The sequence below is a fragment of the Micromonospora sp. URMC 106 genome (genome assembly GCF_051386395.1).
Taxonomy (GTDB): domain Bacteria; phylum Actinomycetota; class Actinomycetes; order Mycobacteriales; family Micromonosporaceae; genus Micromonospora.
In genome coordinates, this window is the sequence record NZ_JBPQTP010000002.1 from 39,596 (window position 1) to 62,562 (window position 22,967).

Below are 22,967 nucleotides of genomic sequence, written 5' to 3' on the forward strand. Positions count from 1 at the left end.
AGAGGGCCGGGCCGTGGTCGAGCCGGCCGGCAGCGGACCGTGGTCGAGCCGGCCGGCAGCGGACCGTGGTCGAACCGGCCGGCAGCGGACCGTGGTCGAGCCGGCCGGCAGCGGGCCGTGGTCGAACCGGCCGGCGGCGGACCGTGGTCGAGCCGGCCGGCGGCGGGCCCGGCCTCAGGCCGGCCGGGGCACGGCGAGGTGGGCGGTGAACCAGTCGGCGGCGCAGTGGGCGACCTGTTCCAGGGTGCCCGGCTCCTCGAAGAGGTGCGTGGCACCGGGGATCACCGTCAGCTCGGCGCTCTCCGGCAGCGCCTCCTGCGCCTGCTCGTTGAGGGTGATCACCTGCTCGTCCAGGCCGCCGACCAGCAGCAGCGTGGGCGCGCGCACCTGCGCCAGGGCGGGGCCGGCCAGGTCGGGGCGGCCGCCCCGGGAGACCACCGCGCCGACGAGGTCCGGCCTGGCGGCGGCGGCCACCAGCGCGGCGGCGGCCCCGGTGCTGGCCCCGAACAGGCCGACGGGCACCCGGCCGAAGGGCCGCTGGGTGGCCAGCCAGTCCACGATCGCCGCGAGCCGGCCGGCGAGCAGCCCGATGTCGAAGCGCAGCTCGGCGGTCCGGGCGTCCACCCGGTCCTCGGCCGGGGTCAGCAGGTCGACCAGCACGGTGCCGAGGGCGCTGCGGTTGAGCACGTGCGCCACGGCCGTGTTGCGCGGGCTGTGCCGCGAGCTGCCGCTGCCGTGCGCGAAGAGCACCACGCCGGCCGGCTCGGCCGGGACCAGCAGGTCCGCGGGGAGTTCGGCGTCCCCCGCCGGGATCGTCACCTCGCTGCTGCGCACGTCCATCTCCGCCTCCGTCCCGTACGTCGTCCCCGGCGGCCCGCATACCCGCCGGCGCCGCCGTCAAGCGGGGGCAGTCCACCCGGCGTTTGTCGACGGGGGCGCCGGGTAGGCGGCGGGTGACCGCAGACCGTACCGGCGCAAACCGCGCCCCCGACGGATCGCGAGGATCGCCATGGCGCAGCAGCGAGAGTCCCGCCAGCAGACCGCCGAGCAGGAACGGCGCGAACAGGACGCCGAACGCGGCCGGGACTGGGCGGACGAGGCAGCCCAGGCACGGACGGCCGACGACCCGCGGGCGATGGCGCCCCGGGACGCGGCCGGCCGCCCCTCACAGGGCAGAGCGCTCTGACCGACGCCGCCGGCCCGCCGACCGCGGGCCGGCGGCGGGTCACGGCTCGTTCTCGGGCAGGCGGAGCAGCGGGGCCCGGCCCGGGGCCTGCTCCGGGGACGGCCCGGAGACCTCCGCCGGCGGGATGGGCATGGTGACCGGCTCCTCGCAGGTGAGCCGGACCGTCTCGCCGTGGTGGCGCAGCTCCAGCACGTCCTCCGGGTCACCGTGGCGCAGCGCGTACGTGGTCTCGTGCGGTCGGACGTCCACCCGCAGCCGCAGCCCGCGCCACTGGAGCGAGAACTCCAGCCGCCCGAGCCGGCTGGAGAGGCGCGGCGCGAACGACAGCGTGCCGTCGTGGTCGCGCAGCCCGCCGAATCCCGCCACCAGGGCGATCCACGCCCCGGCGAGCGACGCCATGTGTACGCCGTCGCGGGTGTTCTCGTTGAGGTCGTGCAGGTCCATCAGCGCGGCCTCGCGCAGGTAGGTGTGCGCCAGCTCCGGGTGGCCCACCTCGGCCGCCAGCACCGCCTGTGTGCAGGCCGACAGCGACGAGTCGCGCACCGTCCGGCGCTCGTAGTAGAGGAAGTTGCGCAGCTTCTGCTCCGGGGTGAACGCGTCGCCCCGCCAGTGCATGGCGAGGACCAGGTCCGCCTGCTTGACCACCTGCTTGCGGTAGAGGTCGAAGTACGGGTAGTGCAGCAGCAGCGGGTACTTCTCCGGCGGCGTGTGCGCGAAGTCCCACTCCTGGAGCCGGGTGAAGCCCTCCACCTGCTCGTGGACGTCGATGTCCTCGTCGTACGGGATGTGCATGGACGCCGCCGCGTCCCGCCACGCGGCGGCCTCCTCGTCGGTCACGCCGAGGTGGAACGCCTCGTCGCGGTAGCGCATCACCGCCTCGGCGGCGGTGATGAGGTTCCGCTGCGCCATCAGGTTGGTGTAGATGTTGTCGTTCTTCACCGCCGTGTACTCGTCGGGGCCGGTGACCCCGTCGATGTGGAACTGGCCGTGCCGGTCGTGGTGGCCCAGCGACCGCCACAGCCGGGCGGTCTCCACCAGCAGCTCCAGCCCGATCTCGCGTTCCAGCTCGGTGTCCTCGGTGACCTGCACGTAGCGCCGGAGCGCGTCGGCGACGTCGGCCGCGATGTGGAAGGCCGCCGTGCCCGCCGGCCAGTACGCCGACGACTCCGGCCCCTCGATGGTGCGCCAGGGGAAGGCCGCGCCCTCCAGGTTGAGCGTCCGGGCCCGCTCGTGGGCGGCGGCCAGGGTGCGGTAGCGCCAGTGCAGCGCGTCCCGCACGGCGGACGGGTGGGTGTAGGTGAGCACCGGCAGGACGAACATCTCGGTGTCCCAGAACGCGTGCCCGTCGTACCCGGGGCCGGTCAGGCCCTTCGCGGCGATCGGCCGCTGCTCGGCGCGGGCGCCGGCCTGGAGCACGTGGAACATGCCGAACCGGACGGCCTGCTGGACCTCCGGGTCGCCCTCCACCACCACGTCGGCGACGTCCCAGAACTCGTCGAGGTACTCCCGCTGCTCGCGGTGGAGCCCCTCCCAGCCGTCGAGCCGGGCCGCGGCCAGGGCCGCGCCGACCTGGTCCCGCAGCGCCGGCAACGAGCGGCGGCTCGACCAGCCGTAGGTGAGGTACTTGACCACCCGGAGCTTCTGGCCGGGCTGGAGCACGCACGCGATCGTGGTACGCACCCAGTCCTCGTACCCCTCGGACTCGATGGTCTTGCGCTCCGGGCCGTACACCTCGTGCTCCATCGCGGCGGCCACCCGCAGCCCGGAGACCTTGGTCCGGTGGATCAGCAGCCCGCCGTCGGGGGTGGTGAGCTCCTCCTCGGCCTGCAACGGCGACTCCAGTACGGCCGCGACCCGGGGATCCCGGCTCTGCGCGGGCAGCGTCTCGTTCGCCACCAGCTCCGACTGCAGGATCAGCCGCAGCGGGCCGTCGACCGCCTCCACCTCGTAGTTGATCGCCGCGACCGCCCGCTGGGTGAAGGAGACCAGCCGCGTGCTGCGGACCTTGACCTCCCGGCCGGCCGGGGAACGCCAGTGCAGCTCCCGGTGCAGGGTGCCGGCGCGCAGGTCGAGGACCCGCTCGTGGGCGAGGAGTTCGCCGTACCGGACGTCGAGCGGCTCGTCGTCGACCAGCAGCCGGATCAGCTTGCCGTTGGTGACGTTGACGATCGTCTGGCCGGATTCCGGGAATCCGAAGCCGGCCTCCGCGTAGGGCAGCGGGCGCAGCTCGTAGAAGGAGTTGAGGTACGTGCCGGGCAGGCCGTGCGGCTCGCCCTCGTCGAGGTTTCCGCGCAGCCCCACGTGCCCGTTGGAGAGCGCGAACACCGACTCGGACTGGGCCAGCACGTCCATGTCGAGCCGGATCTCCCGGACGTGCCACGGCTCGACGGGATACGCGCGTTCCCTGATCACGCGGGCCGCCCGGTGTCGAGCAGGTCCGCGAGGTCGGTGACCACGACGTCGGCCCCGTGGGCGCGCAGCTCGGCGGCCTGGCCGACCCGGTCGACCCCGACCACGTAGCCGAACCCGCCGGCCCGGCCGGCGGCCACCCCGGCCAACGCGTCCTCGAAGACGGCGGCGTTGGCCGGGTCGACCCCGAGCAGCCTGGCCCCGGCCAGGAAGGTGTCCGGGTGCGGCTTGCCGCGCAGCCCCTCGGCGCGGGCGACCAACCCGTCGACCCGCCCCTCCAGCAGCGGCTCCAGGCCGGCGGCGGCGACCACCTCCCGGCCGTTCGCGCTGGCCGTGACGACCGCGCGGCGCAGGCCGGCGGCGGCCGCGGCCTTCAGGTAGGTGACCGAGCCGGGGTAGACGTCCACCCCGTGGGTGCGCAGCCGCTCCAGCAGCAGCAGGTTCTTGCGGTTGCCGACCCCGTTGACCGTGTCGGCGTCCGGCGGGTCGTCGGGCGCGCCCTCGGGCAGCACCATCCCCCGCGAGGCGAGGAAGGTCCGCACCCCGTCTGCGCGGGGCCGGCCGTCGACGTAGCGGTTGTAGTCCGGCCCCGGGTCGAAGGGGCGGAACGGCTCGCCGGTGGCCGCGGCGCGTTGACGCAGGAAGCCGTCGAACGTCTCGGTCCACGCGGCGTTGTGCACGCGGGCGGTCTGCGTCAGCACACCGTCCAGGTCGAAGAGACAGGCGGTCACGTGAGCAGGCAGGCCCAGCACGGTACGAATCTATCCAGACCTCCGCGCCGGCAAACCGGTTTCGGCCCGCTTGCCCGGAACCGCTCAGTGCGGGCGCAGCGTCCAGACGACCGTCATGGCCGAGGTGGGCTTCCCCTCCTCGGTGGTGATCTCCACCTGCACCGGGAACTCCGGCCGCTGGCCGGCCTCCAGCTCCGCGACCACCTCGGGCGCCGGCCGGCCGAGCCGGGCCGTCGCCAGCACCGGGCCCATGGCCAGCTTGCGGTACGCGATCTCGGCCCGCACCGCCAGCGGCGTGGCCCGGTCGAGCAGCTGCCCGAACGCGGCCAGCACGACCGCGCCGGAGGCGGTCTCGCCGAGGGTGAACATGGCCCCGGCGTGCGGCCCGCCGACGTGGTTGTGGGTGGCCGGCGAGTCGGGCAGGCGGACGACCGCCCGCACCCCGCCCTGCGCTTCGGGGGCCACCTCCACGAATTCGAAGCCGAGCGTGCGGGCGAACGGCACGGCCTCCAGCATGCCGGCCGCCACCTGGCGCGAGTCGATGCTCATGCCCCGACGTTACTAGTCGGTAACTTCCGCCACAAGCCCCACCCCCGGACGCGCGGAACGGCCTTCCCGCCACACCGGGCGCCGAGAAGACGCCCTTCCTCGCGTCGTCAGCGCCAGCCGACGTCGATGCGGTCGCCCCGCTCGTCGAAGAAGTGCAGCGCGTCCATGCGTACCGAGACGGCCAGGGGGTGACCCGCCGCGACCGCGGGGTACGGCGCCAGCCGGACCGCCAGCTCGGCGGGACGGCGGTGGTGCCGGCCCGGGTCGTTGAGCACGCTGGTCCGGGCCCCGGAGCCGGGGGCGCGCTCCTCCTCCGCCGCGCGCCCGGTCAGCCGCTGCATCACCTGGCCGAAGCGGCGCAGGCCGCGCTGGTCGACCGGGGCGTCGACCGGGGTGCCCATCTCGTCCACCACGATCGCGGTCGCCCCGATGTCCAGGAAGGCGAGCGACTCGTGCCCGTGGTGCTCCAGGTAGCGGATCCGGCCGTGGAGCACGTCGCCCGGGGTGTCCGGGGCGACCGGGGTGAGCGCCTCGGCCCGCATCCCGACCACGATCCGCTCCCCGTGGTAGTGCGCCACCGCCCGGCTGCGGATGTCGTCCCAGGGCAGGTAGAGCGCCTGCTCGCCGAGGGTGAGGGTGACGTAGCGGTCGAGGTGGACGTAGACCGACGCCTCCAGCAGGTTCATCCGCGGGCTGCCGAGGAACGCGGCCACGTAGAGGGTGGCCGGACGGCCGTAGACCTGCGTCGGGGTGCCCACGTCCTGGAGGACGCCCTTGCGCATGATGGCGACCCGGTCCGCCATGGTCAGCGCCTCGGCCTGGTCGTGGGTGACGTAGATGGTGGTGACGCCCAGCTCGCGGGTCAGGCCGGAGATCTCCGCGCGCAACTCGGCCCGGAGCCCGCTGTCGAGGTTGGACAGCGGCTCGTCCATCAGGAACAGCCCGGGGCGGCGGACGATCGCCCGGCCCATCGCGACCCGCTGGCGCTGCCCGCCGGAGAGCTGGCTGGGCTTGCGGCCGAGCACGTCGCCGATGCCGAGCGCGCTGGCCACGTCGGTGACCCGCTCGCCGCGCGGCTCGGGCTCCACACCGGCCAGCCGCAGCGGGAAGGCGATGTTGTCGCCGACGGTCATGTGCGGGTAGAGCGCGAAGTCCTGGAAGACCATGGCGATCTTCCGTTCGCGCGGCGGCAGGTCGTTGGCCAGCTCGCCGTCGAGCATCACCGCGCCCGACGTCGGATCCTCCAGCCCGGCGACCATCCGCAGCACCGTGGACTTCCCGCAGCCCGACGGACCGAGCAGCACCATGAACTCACCGTCGTTGACGTCGAGGTTGACGCTGTCGACGGCGAGGGTGCCGTCCCTGAACACCTTCGTGACATCCTTGAGCGCGACGGTGGTCACCGTGCCCTCCCCCCAGCTCGTGGACCGAACCCCGAATGACTGTGACGAGGATCATTCGGTTCGCACATCGGGTAAACGTGCCATGTTCGACTCGTAACGGCCCTGTGACGTCCACGGGCCGGGACGGCGCACCGGTCAGCAGCCGCCCGGGGCGGGTTCCGGCTGCTCGCCGAGGAAGACCCGGCGGACCACCCGCTCGGCGGCGCGGCCGTCGTCGAGCGCGCAGAACCGGGCCCGGAACCGCTGCCGCGCCTTCGTCGCCGCCTCCGCGTCGACCGTGCCGGAGCGGAACAGGTCCAGCAGGTCGGCGAAGCTGGTGGCGACCGCGCCGGGCGGCTCCGCGAGCAGGTCGAAGTAGACCCCCCGGGCCAGCCGGTACGCCTCCCAGTCCGGGGCGTAGACGACGATCGGCCGGTCCAGCACGGCGTAGTCGAACATCGCCGACGAGTAGTCCGTGACCAGCACGTCCGCCACGAGGTAGAGGTCCTCGACGCGCGGGTGCCCGCTGACGTCGCGCACCCGTTCCCGGTCGACGGGGCGCCGGACGCGCCGGTCCCGGTCGTGGAAGTAGTGGCTGCGCATCAGCAGCCGGCCGGACGGGCCGAGCACGTCGAGCAGGCGCTCCGGGTCGAACGGCGGCCGGTAGCCGGGCAGGTGCTCCCGGTGCGTCGGGGCGTACAGGACGACCCGCTCGCCGGGGCCGAGGCCCAGCTCCGCGCGCAGCCCGAGCACCTCCTCGGCGGTCGCGGTGACCAGCCGGTCGTTGCGCGGGTAACCCACCTCAAGCGTGGTGTACGCGGCCGGGTACGCCCGCTCCCACATCTGGGTGGAGAAGCTGTTCGCGCTGATGCTGTAGTCCCACCGGTCCACCCGGCGCAGCAGCCCGGCGAAGTCCATCCCGACCGCGCCGATCGGGTACCGCTGCTGGTCGAGCCCCATCACCTTCACCGGCGTGCCGTGGTGGGTCTGCACGTGCACCGACCCCGCCCGCTTGCGGACGAAGTCCGGGAAGTTCACGTTGTTGACCAGCCAGCGCGCCCGGGCCAGCGCCCGGTAGTACGCGGGGGTGCCGGCCACCACGTACTCGACGCCCTCGGGCACGGTGTGCACCCGGTCCCGCCGGACGATCCACACCCCCCGGACGCCGGGCGCCAGCCGCCGCGCCGCCTCGTAGATGGCGGCCGGGTTGTCCGCGTAGCCGCGGTACCAGTAGGCCGCGTACACGGCCAGTGTCGGGTCGACGGGCCGGCGCAGCTCGGCCCGGTAGTACTCGCGCAGCAGCGTGTCCCGGGCCAGCCGCGCCGCCCGGCGGGCCCGGGGCGCGACCCGCCGCTTCGTGCTCCGCGCGGTACGCCGGGCGGTGTCCCGCGCGCGGTAGACGCTGCGCAGCGCGCTGAACGTCCGCCACCGGCCCGCCGCCACCAGCCGGTGCTTGAGCCCCTCGGTACCCTCCGGCGCCGGGTAGCCGCCGGGCGGCAGCCAGCGCGCGTAGTCGGCGGTGATCTGCGCGAAGAAGGCGGGCCGCAGGTCGGGGGCGATCCGCTGCCCGTTGCCGAGCACGGTCAGGTAGTGCCAGATCATCCGCTCGAAGATCGCCGGGCGCAGGTCGTCGACCGCCGGCCCCCAGGAGTCCATCAGCCGGAACACCCGGTGCCACTGGTGGAACACCTCGAAGTGCCGGTCGCCCCGCGTCCTGGTGATCGCGCCGGCCCGGCGCTGGCGGTAGTTGACGCAGACCCGGTCCAGCACGCCGATCCGCTCGGCGGCCATCAGCACCGGATAGCTGAACGAGACGTCCTCGTACCAGCCGGGGGCGAAGCGCAGCCCCTCCTCGAGCAGGAACCGCCGGCGGACCAGCCGGTTCCAGGCGGTGTGCAGCAGCCGCAGCGTCTCGGGCCGGTCCCGCAGCCGGAAGGTGCCCTCGCCGGGCGGCTCGGGGAACACCTCCGCCATCGCGCTGCGGGTGGCCGCGTTGTTCCAGTGCGTCCGCACGTGGTCGACCAGGAGCACGTCGGGCCGGGTGGCGCGGAGGCGCTCGGCCACCTCCGCGAGGCACTCCGGGGCGAGCCAGTCGTCGCCGTCGACGAACCAGACGTACTCGCCGACGGCCCGGTCCAGCCCGACGTTGCGGGCCGGACCGAGCCCGACGTTCTCGGTCAGCCGGACGGCGTGTACCCGCCGGTCGCGGGCCGCGTACTCGGCGAGGATCTCGCCGCTGTCGTCCGGCGAGCAGTCGTCGACGCCGATCACCTCGATGTCGGCGACCGGCTGGTCGAGGATGGAGTCCAGGCACTCGCGCAGGTAGCCCTGCACCCGGAAGGCCGGCACGACGAAACTGATCAGGGTCATCCGGCCGGCCCCTCCGTCAGCCCGGCGAGCGACCCCCCGCACCGACCAGGCCCACCGACGCCCGCGCGGCGCGGGCGGGCAGGACGACCCAGGCGAGGACGACACTCCCCACGAAAACCACGAGAAGGTACGTACCGAGTGTAGCCATCCCGATACCCGCAATTCCGACGATCGCCGCCAGGGCCAGCAGCACCGACCGCCCCTCCCAGCCCAGCGTGACGCCGTGCAGCGGCGGCGCGGACTGCCGCTTCTCCAGCCGCGCCGTCAGGTCGTAGTGGTGCAGCGTGAGCACGAAGACGTACCCGAACACCAGCCACGCCGGCACGTCACCGACCACCCCGACCGCGATGGCGAAGAGGTACTCCCCCGCCCGCAGCGCGGCCGGCACCAGCCAGTCCAGCGGCCCGTTGTGCGCCGCGCCCGCCCCGAGGCCGCCGACCAGCAGCACCAGCAGCGCGACCGGCACGGCCCAGCGCAGCCCGTCCGCCCCGTCGCCGTCCGCCGCGACCAGCGCCGCCACCAGCAGCGCCGCCGGCCCCGACGCCGCCACCACCGCCAGCGTCAGCGGGCCCATCGGGCGGACCACCGGCAGGAGCCGGGCCAGGGGACCGTCGTCGCGGTGCAGGGTGGCGTCGACCGTGTCCAGCACGGGCACCCACATCCAGCGCGCGCGCAGCGTGCGCAACGCCCCGGTGTACGCGAACGCCAGCACCCCCCAGGCCAGCACCGCGTACAGGCTGACCAGCGGGCCGAACAGCGCGACCGTCAGCGCGATCAGCGCCCACCGTTCCCCGATCGGGAAGACCACCGTGCGCTTCAGCCAGTACGACACCGACCCCGTGTCGGCCTGCACCCGGTTGGAGGCGGCGTTGAGCTTGTCGCCGATGCCGCCGCCCCCGGCGCCGACCGCCTTCGGCCGGCGGGCGGCCTCGTCGTGCAGCACGCCGTACCAGGTGTCCGTCATGTGCCGCACGGTCTGCAGCGTCATCGCGGCGATCGCCAGCGCCCAGCCGTACCGGAACCCGGCCTGGGTGGCCCCGTAGCCGAGGCCGGCGTAGACCACGTACTCCTTCGCGCGGTCGGCCATCGTGTCCAGCCAGCCGCCCCAGGCGCTGAAGTGCCGGGTGTAGCGGGCGAGCTGCCCGTCCACGCAGTCGAGCACGAAGCCGAGGTAGAGCAGCACCGCCCCGGCGACCAGCGCCGGCCGGCCGCCGACGCCGAACAGCACCGCGGCGGCCACCGCGAAGGCCACCGAGATCATGGTGACGGCCGTCGGGCCGAGCCCGAGCCGGGCGGACGCCTTCGTCACGTACGGCGACCAGGTGCTGACGAAGAAGGTGGTGAAGAAGTCGTCCCGCTCCTTCACGGAGAGCTTCAGCTCGGCCCGGTCCTCGTCGACGGCGGCCACGGCCGCCTCCGCGTCGGCCAGCCCCGCCGGGTCCGTCACCCGGCGCGCCACGAGCAGGCGTACGCGATGGGCGAAGGTCAGCACGCCCAGCCCGGTGAGGCCGGCGAAGAGCCGGTCCACGGCGGGCCCGGCCACCGGCGGCGCGGCGGCCGACGGGGCGCCGGCGGGCAGCACCCCGGCGGCGGCCGCCCGCGCGGCGGCGGCGAGCGACGGCAGGTCGTCGACGCCGACCCGCAGCGCGCCGCCGAAGATCCCGGTGGCGTCGCCGTTCAGCGCCTCCGGCGGCCCGGCCTCGACCACCTGGCCGCGTTCCTCCCGCACGGCCGTGCGCCCGTGGCCGGGCGGGTCGGTGAGCACCAGCGCCACCGTCGGCCCGACCGGGCTGGTCGCCAGGTGCCGCAGGACGGCCGTGTGCGCGACCAGGTCGACGCCGGTGACCAGCACCGGCCCGGTGGCCGCGTCGACCAGTGCGGCCAGCTCGCCCAGGTCGGCGGCGCGGCGCACCTCGTCCGCCCCCGCGCGGCGGAGCTGGGCGGCGAGCCGGTCGGCGAGGGGTTCGCCCGCGCGGGTGGAGAGGCTCGCGGCCGGGGCGTCGGCGGCGAGCACGATCGCGAGCGTCACCGCGGGACCGCGGTGTGGTACGCGTCGAGCGCCTCGGCGATCGTGCCGTCGACGCTCAGCCGGCCCGCGTCGAGGTAGAGCCCCCGACGGCAGAACCGGGTCAGGTCCTTTTCGTTGTGTGACACCAGCACCAGAGTGCGCCCCTCCCCGAGCAGACGGTCGATCGTCGCATAACACTTCTTGCGGAACTCCGCGTCCCCGACGGCGGTCACCTCGTCCATCAGCAGGATCGGGTGCGGCAGGTGCGAGATGATCGCGAAGCCGAGCCGGACCTTCATGCCGGACGAGTAGTGCCGCACCGAGGTGTCGATGGCCCGCTCCACCTGCTCGCCGGCGAACGAGACGATGTCGTCGAAGTGCCGCTTCAGGTAGCCCGACGACAGCCCGTGCAGCCCGCCGACCAGGTAGAGGTTCTCCCGTCCGGTCAGGTCGTTGGAGAAACCGGCGGAGAGCTCCAGCAGCGGCGCCACGTCCCCGCGCACCCGGATCCGGCCCTCGTCCGGGATCAGCACGCCGGCGATCAGCCGCAGCAGTGTGCTCTTGCCCGTGCCGTTGCGACCGATCACGCCGACGGTCTCCCCGGCGGCGATCGAGAACGACACGTCCCGCAGCGGCCAGAACTGGCCGGCGGACGCGCCGCGTTTGGCGCCGTGGATGAACAGCTCGCGCAGCCGCAGCTGCCGGCGCCGGTTGCGGACGAACCGGATGCCGAGCCCCTCCGCCTCGATGATCGAATCGGCCATCGTCACAGTTCCTTGAGCACGGCGGGTTCGAGCCGGCGGAACGACCACCAGCCGGCGGCCAGCACCAGCAGGCTGACGCCGGCGGTGGTGGCGAGCAGCCGGGCGTCGGGGAACTCGTCCGGGTACCAGACCGCGTGGTGCAGCTGGAAGATGCCGACCAGCGGGTTCAGCTCGTACGCGACCTTCAGCCAGCCCGGCAGGTCGGCGTCCCGCACGAGGCTCAGCGGATAGATGATCGGTGTCGCGTAGAAGAGCACCCGGATGATCAGCCGCATGAAGCGCTCGACGTCGCGCATCAGCACGTTGACCGCCGAGAGCAGCAGCGCCAGCCCGACCAGCAGGACGCCCTGCACCGCCACCGCCAGCGGCAGGGCGAGCAGCGACCAGCCCAGGTCGATCCGGTCGTACGCCGCGTACCCGACGGCGACCGCGACCAGGATCGGCAGGCCGGCGGCGTACTCGGCGAAGCGGCCGGTGACCCGGCCGATCGGGAAGACCTGGCGGGGCACGTTCATCGTCGTGATCAGCCGGGACTGGCCGGTCAGCGCGTTGGTGGCCTCGCTCAGCGCCGAACTGGTCCACATCCAGGCGAAGATCCCGGTGATCAGGAACAGCGGGTACGAGTCCGCCGCGTCACCCAGGTGGCGGGTGGTGTCCCGGGAGTAGAGGACCCCGAAGACGAACCAGTAGATCGCCCCCATGCCGAGGGGCTCGATCAGCGACCAGAGGTAGCCGAGCACCGACTGCTGGTACTTCACGGCGAGGTCGCGCTTGACGAGGATGCGCAGGGAGTTGCGGTGCGACCACAACGCCGCGACGCCAGAGGTCACCGCCGCCTCCCGCCTCACCGGACGGACGACAGGTTAGCAGTCGTCGAACGAATGCCCCCTCAGCACTCGATCACGTTGACGGCCAGGCCGCCGCGCGCCGTCTCCTTGTACTTCACCTTCATGTCCGCGCCCGTCTCCCGCATGGTCTTGATGACCTTGTCCAGCGAGACGTGGTGCACCCCGTCACCGCGCAGCGCCAGCCGGGCGGCCGTGATCGCCTTGATGCTAGCCACCGCGTTCCGCTCGATGCAGGGGATCTGCACCAGGCCACCGACCGGATCGCAGGTGAGCCCGAGATTGTGCTCCATCCCGATCTCGGCGGCGTTCTCCACCTGCTCGGGGGTGCCGCCCAGCGCCTCGGCCAGCCCGGCGGCGGCCATCGAGCAGGCCGAGCCGACCTCGCCCTGGCAGCCGACCTCGGCACCGGAGATCGAGGCGTTCTCCTTGAACAGCACGCCGATCGCGCCCGCCGCCAGCAGGAACCGGACCACCCCCTCCTCGGAGGCGCCCGGCACGAACCGGGCGTAGTAGTGCAGCACCGCCGGGATGATCCCGGCCGCGCCGTTGGTCGGGGCCGTCACGACCCGCCCGCCGGCCGCGTTCTCCTCGTTGACGGCGAGGGCGAACAGCGTCACCCAGTCCATCGCCCGCAGCGGGTCGGCGGGGTCGGACTCCGTCTCCAGGCTGCGCCGCAGCTCGGCGGCGCGGCGGCGGACCTTCAGCCCGCCGGGGAGCACCCCGTCCCGCGAGCAGCCGCGCTCGACGCACTCCCGCATGACCCGCCAGATCTCCAGCAGGCCGGCGCGCACCTCACCCTCGCTGCGCCAGGACAGCTCGTTGGCGAGCATGACGTCGCTGATCGACAGCCCGGTCGCCGAGGTCACGTCGAGCAGTTGCGCGCCGGTGAGGAACGGGTGGCGCACCCGCGTGGCGTCCGGCTTGATCCGGTCCGCCCCGGCCGCCGCCTCGTCGACCACGAACCCGCCGCCGACCGAGTAGTACGTCCGTACCCGCAGCTCCGCGCCCCGGTCGTCGAACGCCACGAAGGTCATCCCGTTGGGGTGGTACGGCAGCGACCGACGCCGGTGCAGCACGAGGTCCCGGTCCGGGTCGAAGTCGATCTCGTGCGCGTCGAGCAGGCTCAGCCGGCGCTCGGCCCTGATCCGGCCGATCCGTGCGTCGACCGTGTCGGTGTCCACCGTCTCCGGCGCCTCACCGGCCAACCCGAGCAGCACCGCCCGGTCGCTGCCGTGGCCGTGCCCGGTGGCGCCCAGCGAGCCGAACAGTTCCGCCTGCACCCGCACCGTGCCGGTCAGCAGCCCGTCGGCCTTCAGCCCGGCGACGAAGGTGCGGGCGGCCCGCATCGGCCCCACCGTGTGCGAGCTGGACGGCCCGATGCCGACACTGAAGAGGTCGAAAACGCTGATCATGCTGCACTTCCCTCGCCGTCGTACCCCTCGTGGGGTCCGGCCCGGTCGTGGCCGTCCCGGGTGCGGGCGGCCGTCCGGCACCCAGGCGTGCGGGTGCCCGACCGGCGAGCCTACCCGCCCAGCTCAGCGGCCGCCCGGCGCGTCGCCACGATCGTCGACGGCCGGCGGGTCGCCACCGCCCTTCCGCCGGGTCTCCCTCCGGCCGCGGCGCCGCCGGGCCGGCGTCGCGCGTCCGCTCGCGGGTAACCACCTACGGGTACGGGGACCGCCGCTCCTCCTCGCGACCGAGGGCGCGGTGGCCGCCCCTTCCTACCGTGGAGACAGACGCGGCGAACGCCGCAGAGTGGGAGTACGACGATGAGTCGCAAACTGGTCCGCCCCCGTCAGGGACGCATGATCGCCGGTGTCTGCGCCGGTCTGGCCCAACGTTTCGGCAGGTCGGCAGGGTTCGTCCGGCTGCTGTTCCTGCTGTCGCTGCTGCTGCCCGGCACCCAGGTCGTCGTCTACCTGGTGCTGTGGGTCCTGATGCCGAACGAGGACCGCTACGCCGCCACCCGCTACTGACCTTCGACCGTCACCTGCGCCACGCGCCGGGCCGCCGGTCGCGGCGACAACGTCCCCGAAGTAGCCCCCTCCGGCGCCGCGGAGGGGGCTACTTCCGTGCGGTCGCGCGGATCACGGGGCGGTGTAGGTGACCGTGACCTTCTCGTAGCCGAGGGAGCGGAGCAGCCCTTCCAGCATCTTGCGGGTGTTCTCCTCGGCCCGCTGGGTGAGGCCGCTGTCGCGGGCGGCGGTGGTGATGCGCTCCTCGGCGAGCTGGTAGACCTGCTGCTGCCGGTTGGGGTCGCCGCCGACCAGCTCGCCGATCCGGTTGAGCAGCCCGCGCTCCTCGGCGAAGACGTAGCTCTTCTCCAGGTCGAGGTTGGTCTTGCCGAGCTGCGGCGCCGGCAGCCTGATCTCCACGGACTTGCCGTCGGCGGACTCGACCACCGCGCCCTCGGAGATCTTGGCGAAGTCCACGTACGCCTCGACGCTGCCCGCCCCGACGAAGAGGGTGCGCTGGTTGAGCAGCCAGTCGGGCACGTTGCGCCGGTCGTTCTGGAGGTCCACGACCACCTGGAAGTTGCCCTCGGCGGCGACGTAGCGGCTGAGATCCTGGATCGACTTCAGCAGCGGCGGCTGGCTGCGGTCGGTCTGCTCCTTGGCGAACGGGTTGCGGAAGTCCGGCAGGATGCCGGTGGCCTGCACGCCGAGCAGCACCACCACCGCCAGCGCCGCCGCGCCGAGCACCCACAGCAGGCCGCGGGCCGGTGTCGGCGCACCCGGCGCGGGCTCGGGCGCGACGTCCGTGCGGGCCTTGAGCTCCTCGCCGGTCGGGTAGCCCGGGAACTCCCTGGTGGGCTCGTTGATGTCACCGTCGCGGGCCATGGCCCTCACCGTCCTCGTCAGACACGTCGTCTGTCCATGACGGTAAGGCCCCCGTACGACAGGCGCTCGCCGAGCGGCGCAACCGGACGCGATCGCCCGCCGGGACCGCGCCGGAGCGCCGGCCGGGCGGGCGGAAGCGCAGGTCAGGCGAAGGCCGACAGCCCGGTGAGCCGCTGCCCGATGACCAGCTGGTGGATCTCCGAGGTGCCCTCGTAGGTGAGCACGCTCTCCAGGTTGTTGGCGTGCCGCATGACCGGGTACTCCCCGGAGACGCCGTTCGCGCCGAGGATCGTGCGGCACTGCCGGGCGATGGCCAGCGCCTCCCGGACGTTGTTGAGCTTGCCCACGCTCACCTGGTCGGGGCGCAGCCGCCCGGCGTCGGCGAGCCGCCCCAGGTGCAGCGCCAGCAGCGCGCCCTTGTTCAGCTCGACGGCCATGTCGGCGAGCTTGGCCTGGGTGAGCTGGAAGCCGGCCAGGGGCCGGCCGAACTGGGTGCGCGTGGTGGCGTACTCCAGGGCGGTCTCCAGGCAGTCGCGGGCCGCGCCGAGCGCGCCCCAGACGATGCCGTGCCGGGCCTCGGTCAGGCAGCTCAGCGGCGCCTTGAGCCCGACCGCCTCGGGCAGCCGGGCGTCCGCCGGGAGCCGGACGTCGTCGAGCACGACCTCCCCGGTGACGGAGGCGCGCAGCGACATCTTGTGCCGGATCTCCCGCGCCGTCACCCCCGGCGTGTCCATCGGTACGGCGAAGCCGCGCACGCCGTCGTCGGTGCGCGCCCAGATCACCGCGACGTCGGCGATCGGCGCGTTGGTGATCCACATCTTGGCGCCGGTCAGCACCCAGTCGTCGCCGTCGCGGCGGGCCCGGGTGGTCATCGACGCGGGGTCGGAGCCGTGGTCGGGCTCGGTCAGCCCGAAGCAGCCGATCGCCTCGCCGGTGGCCATCGGCGGCAGCCAACGCTGCTTCTGCTCCTCGCTGCCGTAGCGCCAGATGGCGTACATGGCCAGCGAGCCCTGCACCGACACCAGCGAGCGCAGACCGGAGTCGCCGGCCTCCAGCTCCAGGCACGCCAGCCCGTACGCGACGGCCGACGCGCCGGCGCAGCCGTAGCCGGTCAGGTGCATGCCGAGCAGGCCGAGCTTGCCGAACTCGCGGGCCAACTCCCGGGCGGGCACCCGGCCCTCCTCGTACCAGCCGGCGACGTGCGGGCGGACCCGGTCGTCGACGAGCTGGCGCACGACGGCGCGGATCTGCCGCTCCTCCTCGGTGAGCGACGAGTCCAGGTCCAGCAGGTCGGTACGGCTCATGGCAGCCACCTTAACGAAGCCTCAGGGCCGGCCGCTCACTCGATGGGCCCGGAGAGGACGAGCACCCGGGCGTGGATCTGGTTGCGCTGCTGGAGCGCCGCCCGCAGCGCGCGGTGCAGCCCGTCCTCCAGGTAGAGCCCGCCGTTCCACTGCACCACGTGCGGGAAGAGGTCGCCGTAGAAGGTGGAGTCCTCGGCGAGCAGCTTGTCCAGCGCCAACTCACGCTTGGTGGTGATCAACTGGTCCAGGCGCAGCGGCCGCGGCGGGATCTCCGCCCACTGCTTGAGCGTCAGGTTGTGCTCCGGGTAGGGACGCCCGTCCCGGACCGCTCTGAAGATCACGACGGCACGCTCCCCTCCCCCTGGCCGGGCCGACCCCACGGCGCCGGGGCCGGGTCGCGGCGTGGCGCCGCGTACCGCGGCACCGATGACCGTGCCAGCGTAGCGGGCTGCACCACCCCACGTTCTGCTCCCTGATGTCAGTTTCGCTACCCGCCGTCCGGTTCACAACCGGACGAACCACCCGGAGCCCCTCAGCTCCACCGACCCCGCCGGACCACCTCGCTCGCCGGACGCCGCCCCCGGCGTAGCGACGGTGACCGGTGGTCCGGCGCCCGGTAACCCACCGTCACCGCGCCGATGGGGTCGTACTCCGCCGGCACCCCGAACGCGTCCCGGTAGGCGTCGAGGCGCTGCGGCGGGATGCCGAAGAAGCACGCCCCCAGCCCCTCGTCCACGGCGGTCAGCAGCATCAGCAGGGCGGCGAAGCCGGTGTCGACGTACCAGTACGGCACCGGCCAGCGTTCCGCCGAGCGGTCCGCCCAGCCCTTGTCCGGCTCCGCGTACCGCTCCAGGTAGGCCGAGCGGTTCGCGTGCGGCACGACGATCAGCGGGGCCCGGCGCATGCCGGCCAGCCAGCGCTCCCGGCCGCCCCCGCCGGGGGTGGTCGCCGCCCAGAACCGCTCCCGGTCCGCCGGCTCCTCCAGCACCAGGAAGCCCCAGCCCTGGGCGAAGCCGGCCGACGGCGCGCGGACGGCGTGGTCGAGCAGCCGCTCCACCACGTCGGGCGGGACCGGACGGTCCGGGTCGTAGTTGCGGACCATCCGGCGCCGCCGGACCACCTCGCCGAACTCCATGCGCTCCCCCGCTCAGACCCCCGGCCGTACGCCCCAGACACCCCGCCAGGTCGCGCCCGGCTTCAGGATGATCACGTCCCGGCCGGAGCGGAACGCGTCCGGCGGGCAGGTCATCGGCTCGACCGCGACGGATCGGCGCTGCCGCTGCCCGGAGAGCGCGTCGCCGGTGAACACCTGCCACCAGCCGAACTCCCGGTCTGCCCAGATCCGCACGCCCGCCGAGCCGTCCGGGGCGGCCAGGCTGACCGCCGAGCCGCCGTCCTCGTCCCGGATCACGTCGCCGAAGGTGAGGTCCAGCCGGGCCCGGCCGATCCGGCGCGGGCTGGTCCAGTCGTACTCGGTGCCGGCGACCGGGGTCACGCCGATCGGCAGCAGCCGGGAGTCCACCTGCAACCGCGACCGGGCCGGCAGCCGCATCGACAGGTCGTCCACCGCCACCCCGGGCACCCGCAGGTACGGGTGCACGGCGAAACCGAACGGCGCGGGCTCGACGCCGAGGTTGGTCGCCTCGTGCTCGGCGCGCAGCCCGTCCGGGCCGACGCTCCACCGGGTGCGCAGCCGCAGCGACCACGGGTAGCCGGGCTGCGGCGGCAGGTCGTAGCCGACGGTCACCGCGTCCGGCGACCGCTCCACCAGCCGCCACGGCACCCAGGCGACCAGCCCGTGGATGGCCACCGCCCGGTCCGGCTCGCTGAGCGTGAGCTGCAACAACCGGTCGCCGAAGGTGTAGCGCCCGTCGCGGATCCGGTTCGGCCACGGGGCCAGCACCTGGCCGGCGCAGCCGGGGCACATCTCGTCGGCCCCGTACCCGTCGAGGTGGTCGACCCCGTCGTGCCGGTATGTCCGCACCCCGCCGCCCACCTCGACGATGACGGCCTCGTGGCCGTCCGCGGCGATGGTCCACTGTGTCCCGGACGGTGATGACCTCACGGCGCTGTCCATGCCGGCGACCTTAGTCGACGCGGGCAGGCGCCCCGGCCGTCGCCCGCGGTGCCGCCGGCGGTCAGCCGACGAGCCGGCCTGCCGGGCACGGCACCACCGGGAGCCGCAGTTGGACCCAGCGGTGCCTCGGAAGGGAAATCACGCCGAGGAAACATGATCAGGTATCGACTATCCTGACAAATGCCCCTGGGATGGACCGATGTCGCGGAGCGGGTCCGTCCGGTTCATCAGCTCGGCTGGAGGTCGCAGTGGGTCCTGAAGGGCGTGCGCGGGCCAGGTTCCGGGTGCTCGGGCCGGTGGAGCTGCAGACCGGGAGCGGACACGTCGTCCTGACCGGCAAGCAGGGCGCGTTGCTGACGATCCTGCTGCTGAATGCCAACCACGTGGTGTCGGTCCGGCGGCTGGCGGAGTTGCTGTGGGGGGAGCCGCTACCCAGTTCGCCCTCCTCCCGGGTCAGGACGCTGGTCTCCGACCTGAGGAAGACGTGCCTCGCCGCGGGGGACGATCTGATCCACACCCAGCGGCCCGGGTACCTGGTGCGGCTGGAGCCCGATCGGCTGGATCTGACCACGTTCCTCGACCGGGTGACGCGAGCGCGCGAGGCAGCCGCCGAGGGTGACCCGGCCTCCGCGGTGATCCGCTATGACGAGGCATTGAGCCTCTGGCGCGGGGCGCCCCTGGAGGGGGTCGACGGCTCCTTCGTCCGGGCGGAGGCGGTCAGGCTCGAGGAACTGCGGTTGCAGGCGGTGGAGGAGCGGGCCTCGGCCCTGCTGGCCACGGGCAGGCACGCCGAGGCGATCACCGAACTCACCGCCGTCATCACGGACCATCCGCTACGCGAGCCGGCACATGGTCAGCTCATGACGGCCCTGCACCGAAGCGGCAGGCGTGTCGACGCCCTGGCGGTCTACCGGAGGCTCCGGGATCGAGTCAGCGCAGAGCTGGGGTTGGAGCCCGCAAGCGAGCTGCAGCGGCTGCACCAGCGCATCCTCACCTCGGACAGCACACTCGCACCCGCCAGCACCACGCCCGACCCGGCGGACACCGCGCCGGCACCCACAGACACGCCCCCGGAACCGCCGCGGAGCCAGCCGCGTCACGCGCCCCGCAGGCCGGTGGCCCCGATGCCGGTCCCCCGGCAGTTGCCGGCTCCGCCGCCGCACTTCATCGGCCGCGAACGCGAACGCGCCGAGCTGGATCGCCTTGTCGGCGACAGCACCACCAACAGCGTGGCGATCGCCGCGATCAGCGGCACCGGGGGAATGGGGAAGACCTCGCTGGCCGTGCGCTGGGCGCACGACAACCTCGAGCTGTTTCCCGACGGCCAACTCTATGTCGACCTCCACGGGTTCGACCCGACCAGCGGCCCCCTGCCGTCTCATGTGGCGCTGCGCCACTTCCTCGGTTCCCTCGGTGTCCCGGCCGCGGCCATGCCGGTCGGGGAGGTGGCCCAGTCCGGTCTCTACCGGTCGCTGGTCGCCGGCCGCCGCCTGCTCGTCGTCCTTGACAACGCCCGTGACGTGGCACAGGTCGAGCCGCTGCTCCCCGGCAGCCCCAGCTGCACGGTGGTGATCACCAGCCGCAACCGTCTACCCGGTCTGAACGCCACCCGTGGCGCCAACCTGATCGGGCTGGACGCCCTCACGCGCGCCGAGGCCCACCGCCTGCTCCGCCGCCAGCTGGACGGCTCGAGGGCCGCGGAGGATCCGGACAGCGTGGCCATCCTCGTGGAGCACACCGGCGGCCTGCCCCTGGCGATCGGCGTGCTCGCCGCACGCGCCGCCATGCATCCCGGCTTCCCCCTGTCGGTCCTCGCCAAGGAGCTGAGCAACCCCTCCACCCGTCTCGACGCCCTGCAGACCGGCGACCTGAACACCGACCTCCGGGCCACGTTCACCGCCTCGTACGAGGCCCTCGACGCCGCCACCGCCCGGCTGATCACGCTTCTGGGACTGACGCCCTGGCCCGACATCAGCCTGCGGTCGGCCGCCGCGCTCGCCGGCCTGCCCACCCCCCGTACCAGGGTGTTGCTGGACCATCTCGAAGCCGCCAACCTGATCCATCAGCGGCGTCCCGGTCGGTACCGCATGCACGACCTGGTCCGCCTCTACGCCGCCGAACGCGCGCAGTCCGATCGGCCTGATCACGAACGGGCGGAGGCGCTCACCCGCCTGATCGACTCGTACGTGTACACCGCGTCCGTCGCCGACCGGGTGCTGGACCCCGGCCGTCCGCTCGCCACGCGAATCTTTCCCGAGCGGGCGCGGGACGAGTTCGAGGACGCCGCATCGGCCTGGGCCTGGTTCGAGGACGAGCAGCTCAGCCTCATCGCCGTGCAGCAGCTGGCCGTGAAGCTGGGCATGGACGAGGCCGTCTGGCGACTGGCCTGGGCGATGGACACGTACCACAAGCGGTGCCAGCACGAGCAGCGCATCGAGTCCTGGCAGCGGGCCCTGAGCGCGGCCGACCGACTGGGTCACCGGAACACCCGGGCCTTCGCCCACTGGTACCTGGGGTACGCCTACGCGCAGGCATCCCGCGCCGAGGACGGCCTGGCGCACCTGCTGCTCGCGCTGAACCTGTTCGAGCAGGACGAGGACCTCGCGGGACAGGCGCACACCAGCCACACCCTCGGGTTCGCCTGGCTGGAGCGAGGCGAGCCCGCGAGCGCACTCCCGCACGTGGAGAACGCCCTGCGCCTGCAGCGGGAACTCCAGGACCCCCGCTGGGAGGCCAACGCGCTCAGCGCCGCCGGCTGGTGCCACGCCAAACTCGGCCACTACTCGACGGCGCAGGCGTACTGCGAGCAGGCGCTGCGGCTCTTCCAGCGGTACGAGGACCGCAACGGCGAGTCCGCCACCCTCGACAGCCTCGGCTACATCGCCCACCGCGCCCGGCGACACGACGAGGCGCTCGGCTACTACGGCCGGTGCCTCGAGCTACGCGAGAGCCTCGGCAACGCCTACCAGGCCGCCGACACGCTGGTCCGCATCGGCGACGTCCATCAGGGGTCGGGCCGGCTCACCGCCGCCCGTCGCGCCTGGCAGCAGGCGCTCGACTCCTACCGCGAGCAACGCCGCACCGTCGAGGCCCGCAACGTGCGGGAGAAGATCAGACGCCTCGCGGTACGACCTTCCTCCGCAGCCCGACCCGCAGGTCACGGGGGACCAGCAGACCACTGAAGTCGGGCGTCGCCTCCTGCGGCCCGGTGATCTCCATGTCGCCGACCAGCCAGGACGTCGCCAACGTCAACTGCATCATGCCGAGTTGCGTCCCCACGCACACCCGCGGTCCCGCGCCGAACGGCAGGTACGTGTGCCGGGCGGGCGCGACATGCGGGTCCAGCCACCGTTCCGGCACCAGCCGGTCGGGGTCGGACCACCAGCGGGAATCCCGATGCAGCCGGTACAGACTGAACAGCACCTGGTCACCGGGGCGGAGACGCCACCCGCCGAGTTCCGTCTCCCGCCGTACGGTCCTGCCGATCAACCAGGTCGGTGGCCACAGCCTGAGCACCTCCTTGACGAACGCCTCGGTGTACGGCAGTTCCTCCAACTCCGGGACATCGCCGGCTGAGGCCGACTCGGCCGCCAGCCGGGCCCGCACGTCCGGTCGCCTGCCGAGCTCGTACACGATCCAGGTGAGGGCGGTGGCCGGGACGCCCAGCGCGGCGAGCATGATCCCGCGCAGGAACCGCTCGATCTGCAGGTCGGACAACCCCCGGTCCGCCGAGGCGAGGAGCAGGCCGAGGAGGTCCTGGGCCGACGGGTCCCCGGCCAGGCGACGGCGGCGCACGACCTCGGTCATCAGCGCCAGGAGCCGCTCCCGGGATCTGGTGAAGCGCCGTACCCGACGCGACGGCCACCACGGCGGCAGCTGCAACGAGCTACGCGAGAGAGGGTCGATGGCCGCCACGTTCTCGGCCAGCGCCTCCGGCACGCCCTCCGCGTCGACACTCAGGCAGAAGTCGGCGGTCGCCCGGCCGAAGAAGGCGGCCATCGTGGCGAGCACGTCCGTCTCCCCGTCACCGACGGTCTCGCGGAAGATCTCGCGCAACCGCTCCGCGTGCGCCCGCGCGACCCGCCGGTGCAGGCCCTGCCAGCCCACGCGACGGGTCGACGTCCACAGCTCGGCGTCGGCCGCCATCCGCTCGGTGTCCACAGGCCCCGCGAGCGGCGAGTTCTCCGCCAGGAAGTCCTTGTTGGTCCGGGCGAGCAACGCATGCACCTGATCCGGCGAGGACACCACGATGGTGCGGGCATCGTAGGAGAAGACGTCCCCGTATTCGCGGTGACACCGTTCCAGGAAGCCGTTCCTGTCCCGGTCGTACTCCTCGGTGTTGCCGAACAACCAGTGCCCTCGCGGCCCCGGCGGCCGCTCCGGACCAGGTGCATGCGTCGTCACTCGTCGGCCCTCAACAGGTCAGTTGAAGATGTTCCAGTAGGTGTACATGCCCCCCATGCGGACCCGACCCAGGACGCGGACGGCTGCGTGACGGA

Annotated in this window: 18 protein-coding genes and 1 pseudogene; 3 read left to right on the forward strand and 16 right to left on the reverse strand. The window is 73.4% G+C overall.

Features of this window, described 5'->3' with window-relative positions; translation table 11 throughout:
* Nucleotides 1-174 precede the first annotated feature (174 nt).
* The gene (locus ACSNOB_RS00925) at nt 175-840 is read right to left on the reverse strand and encodes a dienelactone hydrolase family protein (protein WP_436684592.1); all 666 of its coding nucleotides are present in this window, start codon (nt 838-840) and stop codon (nt 175-177) included.
* Nucleotides 841-1,009: 169 nt separating this feature from the next.
* Between ACSNOB_RS00925 and ACSNOB_RS00930 the strand changes: the two genes are divergently transcribed.
* Entirely contained in the window at nt 1,010-1,186 is a 177-nt protein-coding gene (locus ACSNOB_RS00930) for a hypothetical protein (protein ID WP_393102171.1), read from the forward strand.
* A gap of 39 nt (nt 1,187-1,225) precedes the next feature.
* Here the strand turns inward: ACSNOB_RS00930 and ACSNOB_RS00935 are convergent, their stop codons facing one another.
* From ACSNOB_RS00935 to ACSNOB_RS00975, 9 genes and pseudogenes are all read right to left on the reverse strand, one after another.
* Nucleotides 1,226-3,598 (reverse strand): glycoside hydrolase family 65 protein, encoded by a 2,373-nt coding sequence (locus ACSNOB_RS00935; protein ID WP_436684593.1) that lies wholly within the window; start codon nt 3,596-3,598, stop codon nt 1,226-1,228.
* The gene (locus tag ACSNOB_RS00940) at nt 3,595-4,347 is read right to left on the reverse strand and encodes an HAD-IA family hydrolase (RefSeq protein ID WP_436684594.1); all 753 of its coding nucleotides are present in this window, start codon (nt 4,345-4,347) and stop codon (nt 3,595-3,597) included. Before ACSNOB_RS00940 ends, ACSNOB_RS00935 begins: the two co-directional genes overlap by 4 nt.
* Nucleotides 4,348-4,410: 63 nt before the next feature.
* Nucleotides 4,411-4,875 (reverse strand): DUF4442 domain-containing protein, encoded by a 465-nt coding sequence (locus tag ACSNOB_RS00945; protein WP_436684595.1) that lies wholly within the window; start codon nt 4,873-4,875, stop codon nt 4,411-4,413.
* Nucleotides 4,876-4,982: 107 nt separating this feature from the next.
* Entirely contained in the window at nt 4,983-6,278 is a 1,296-nt protein-coding gene (locus ACSNOB_RS00950; RefSeq protein WP_393102167.1) for an ABC transporter ATP-binding protein, read from the reverse strand.
* A 135-nt stretch (nt 6,279-6,413) separates the two neighbouring features.
* Nucleotides 6,414-8,627 (reverse strand): bifunctional glycosyltransferase/CDP-glycerol:glycerophosphate glycerophosphotransferase, encoded by a 2,214-nt coding sequence (locus ACSNOB_RS00955; protein WP_436684596.1) that lies wholly within the window; start codon nt 8,625-8,627, stop codon nt 6,414-6,416.
* Nucleotides 8,628-8,643: 16 nt separating this feature from the next.
* Nucleotides 8,644-10,656 carry a DUF5941 domain-containing protein gene (locus tag ACSNOB_RS00960; protein ID WP_436684597.1) on the reverse strand — a complete coding sequence of 671 codons (2,013 nt, stop codon included), beginning with the start codon at nt 10,654-10,656 and terminating at the stop codon, nt 8,644-8,646.
* Nucleotides 10,653-11,258: pseudogene (locus ACSNOB_RS00965) on the reverse strand (ABC transporter ATP-binding protein); the annotation flags it as partial. The pseudogene ACSNOB_RS00965 and the gene ACSNOB_RS00960, both read right to left, overlap by 4 nt.
* A gap of 143 nt (nt 11,259-11,401) precedes the next feature.
* Complete coding sequence (locus tag ACSNOB_RS00970; protein ID WP_436684598.1) at nt 11,402-12,229, reverse strand: ABC transporter permease; 828 nt, start codon at nt 12,227-12,229, stop codon at nt 11,402-11,404.
* Between the two features lie 59 nt (nt 12,230-12,288).
* Nucleotides 12,289-13,659, reverse strand: a complete 1,371-nt coding sequence (locus ACSNOB_RS00975) for an L-serine ammonia-lyase (protein WP_436684600.1) — start codon at nt 13,657-13,659, stop codon at nt 12,289-12,291.
* Nucleotides 13,660-14,016: 357 nt separating this feature from the next.
* Between ACSNOB_RS00975 and ACSNOB_RS00980 the strand changes: the two genes are divergently transcribed.
* A complete protein-coding gene (locus ACSNOB_RS00980; RefSeq protein ID WP_393102162.1) occupies nt 14,017-14,223 on the forward strand; it encodes a PspC domain-containing protein in 207 nt (68 codons plus the stop codon).
* A 111-nt stretch (nt 14,224-14,334) separates the two neighbouring features.
* Here the strand turns inward: ACSNOB_RS00980 and ACSNOB_RS00985 are convergent, their stop codons facing one another.
* The 5 genes from ACSNOB_RS00985 to ACSNOB_RS01005 all read right to left on the reverse strand — a co-directional run bounded on the left by ACSNOB_RS00985 (nt 14,335) and on the right by ACSNOB_RS01005 (nt 18,468).
* Nucleotides 14,335-15,087 (reverse strand): DUF4230 domain-containing protein, encoded by a 753-nt coding sequence (locus ACSNOB_RS00985; RefSeq protein ID WP_436684601.1) that lies wholly within the window; start codon nt 15,085-15,087, stop codon nt 14,335-14,337.
* A 143-nt stretch (nt 15,088-15,230) separates the two neighbouring features.
* Entirely contained in the window at nt 15,231-16,391 is a 1,161-nt protein-coding gene (locus tag ACSNOB_RS00990) for an acyl-CoA dehydrogenase family protein (protein WP_436684602.1), read from the reverse strand.
* 35 nt (nt 16,392-16,426) lie between these two features.
* Complete coding sequence (locus ACSNOB_RS00995) at nt 16,427-16,732, reverse strand: type II toxin-antitoxin system VapB family antitoxin (protein ID WP_089002310.1); 306 nt, start codon at nt 16,730-16,732, stop codon at nt 16,427-16,429.
* A 191-nt stretch (nt 16,733-16,923) separates the two neighbouring features.
* Nucleotides 16,924-17,526, reverse strand: coding sequence for a nitroreductase family protein (locus ACSNOB_RS01000; RefSeq protein WP_436684603.1), 603 nt, complete (start codon nt 17,524-17,526; stop codon nt 16,924-16,926).
* A 12-nt stretch (nt 17,527-17,538) separates the two neighbouring features.
* A complete protein-coding gene (locus ACSNOB_RS01005; protein WP_436684604.1) occupies nt 17,539-18,468 on the reverse strand; it encodes an aldose 1-epimerase family protein in 930 nt (309 codons plus the stop codon).
* Nucleotides 18,469-18,764: 296 nt separating this feature from the next.
* On the opposite strand from ACSNOB_RS01005, the gene ACSNOB_RS01010 reads away from it, so the two are divergent.
* Nucleotides 18,765-21,650, forward strand: a complete 2,886-nt coding sequence (locus tag ACSNOB_RS01010) for an AfsR/SARP family transcriptional regulator (protein ID WP_436684606.1) — start codon at nt 18,765-18,767, stop codon at nt 21,648-21,650.
* On the opposite strand, the gene ACSNOB_RS01015 is transcribed toward ACSNOB_RS01010, so the two are convergent.
* Nucleotides 21,580-22,872, reverse strand: a complete 1,293-nt coding sequence (locus ACSNOB_RS01015; protein ID WP_436684607.1) for a cytochrome P450 — start codon at nt 22,870-22,872, stop codon at nt 21,580-21,582. The two genes, ACSNOB_RS01010 and ACSNOB_RS01015, sit on opposite strands and share 71 nt — an antisense overlap.
* Nucleotides 22,873-22,967 lie beyond the last annotated feature (95 nt).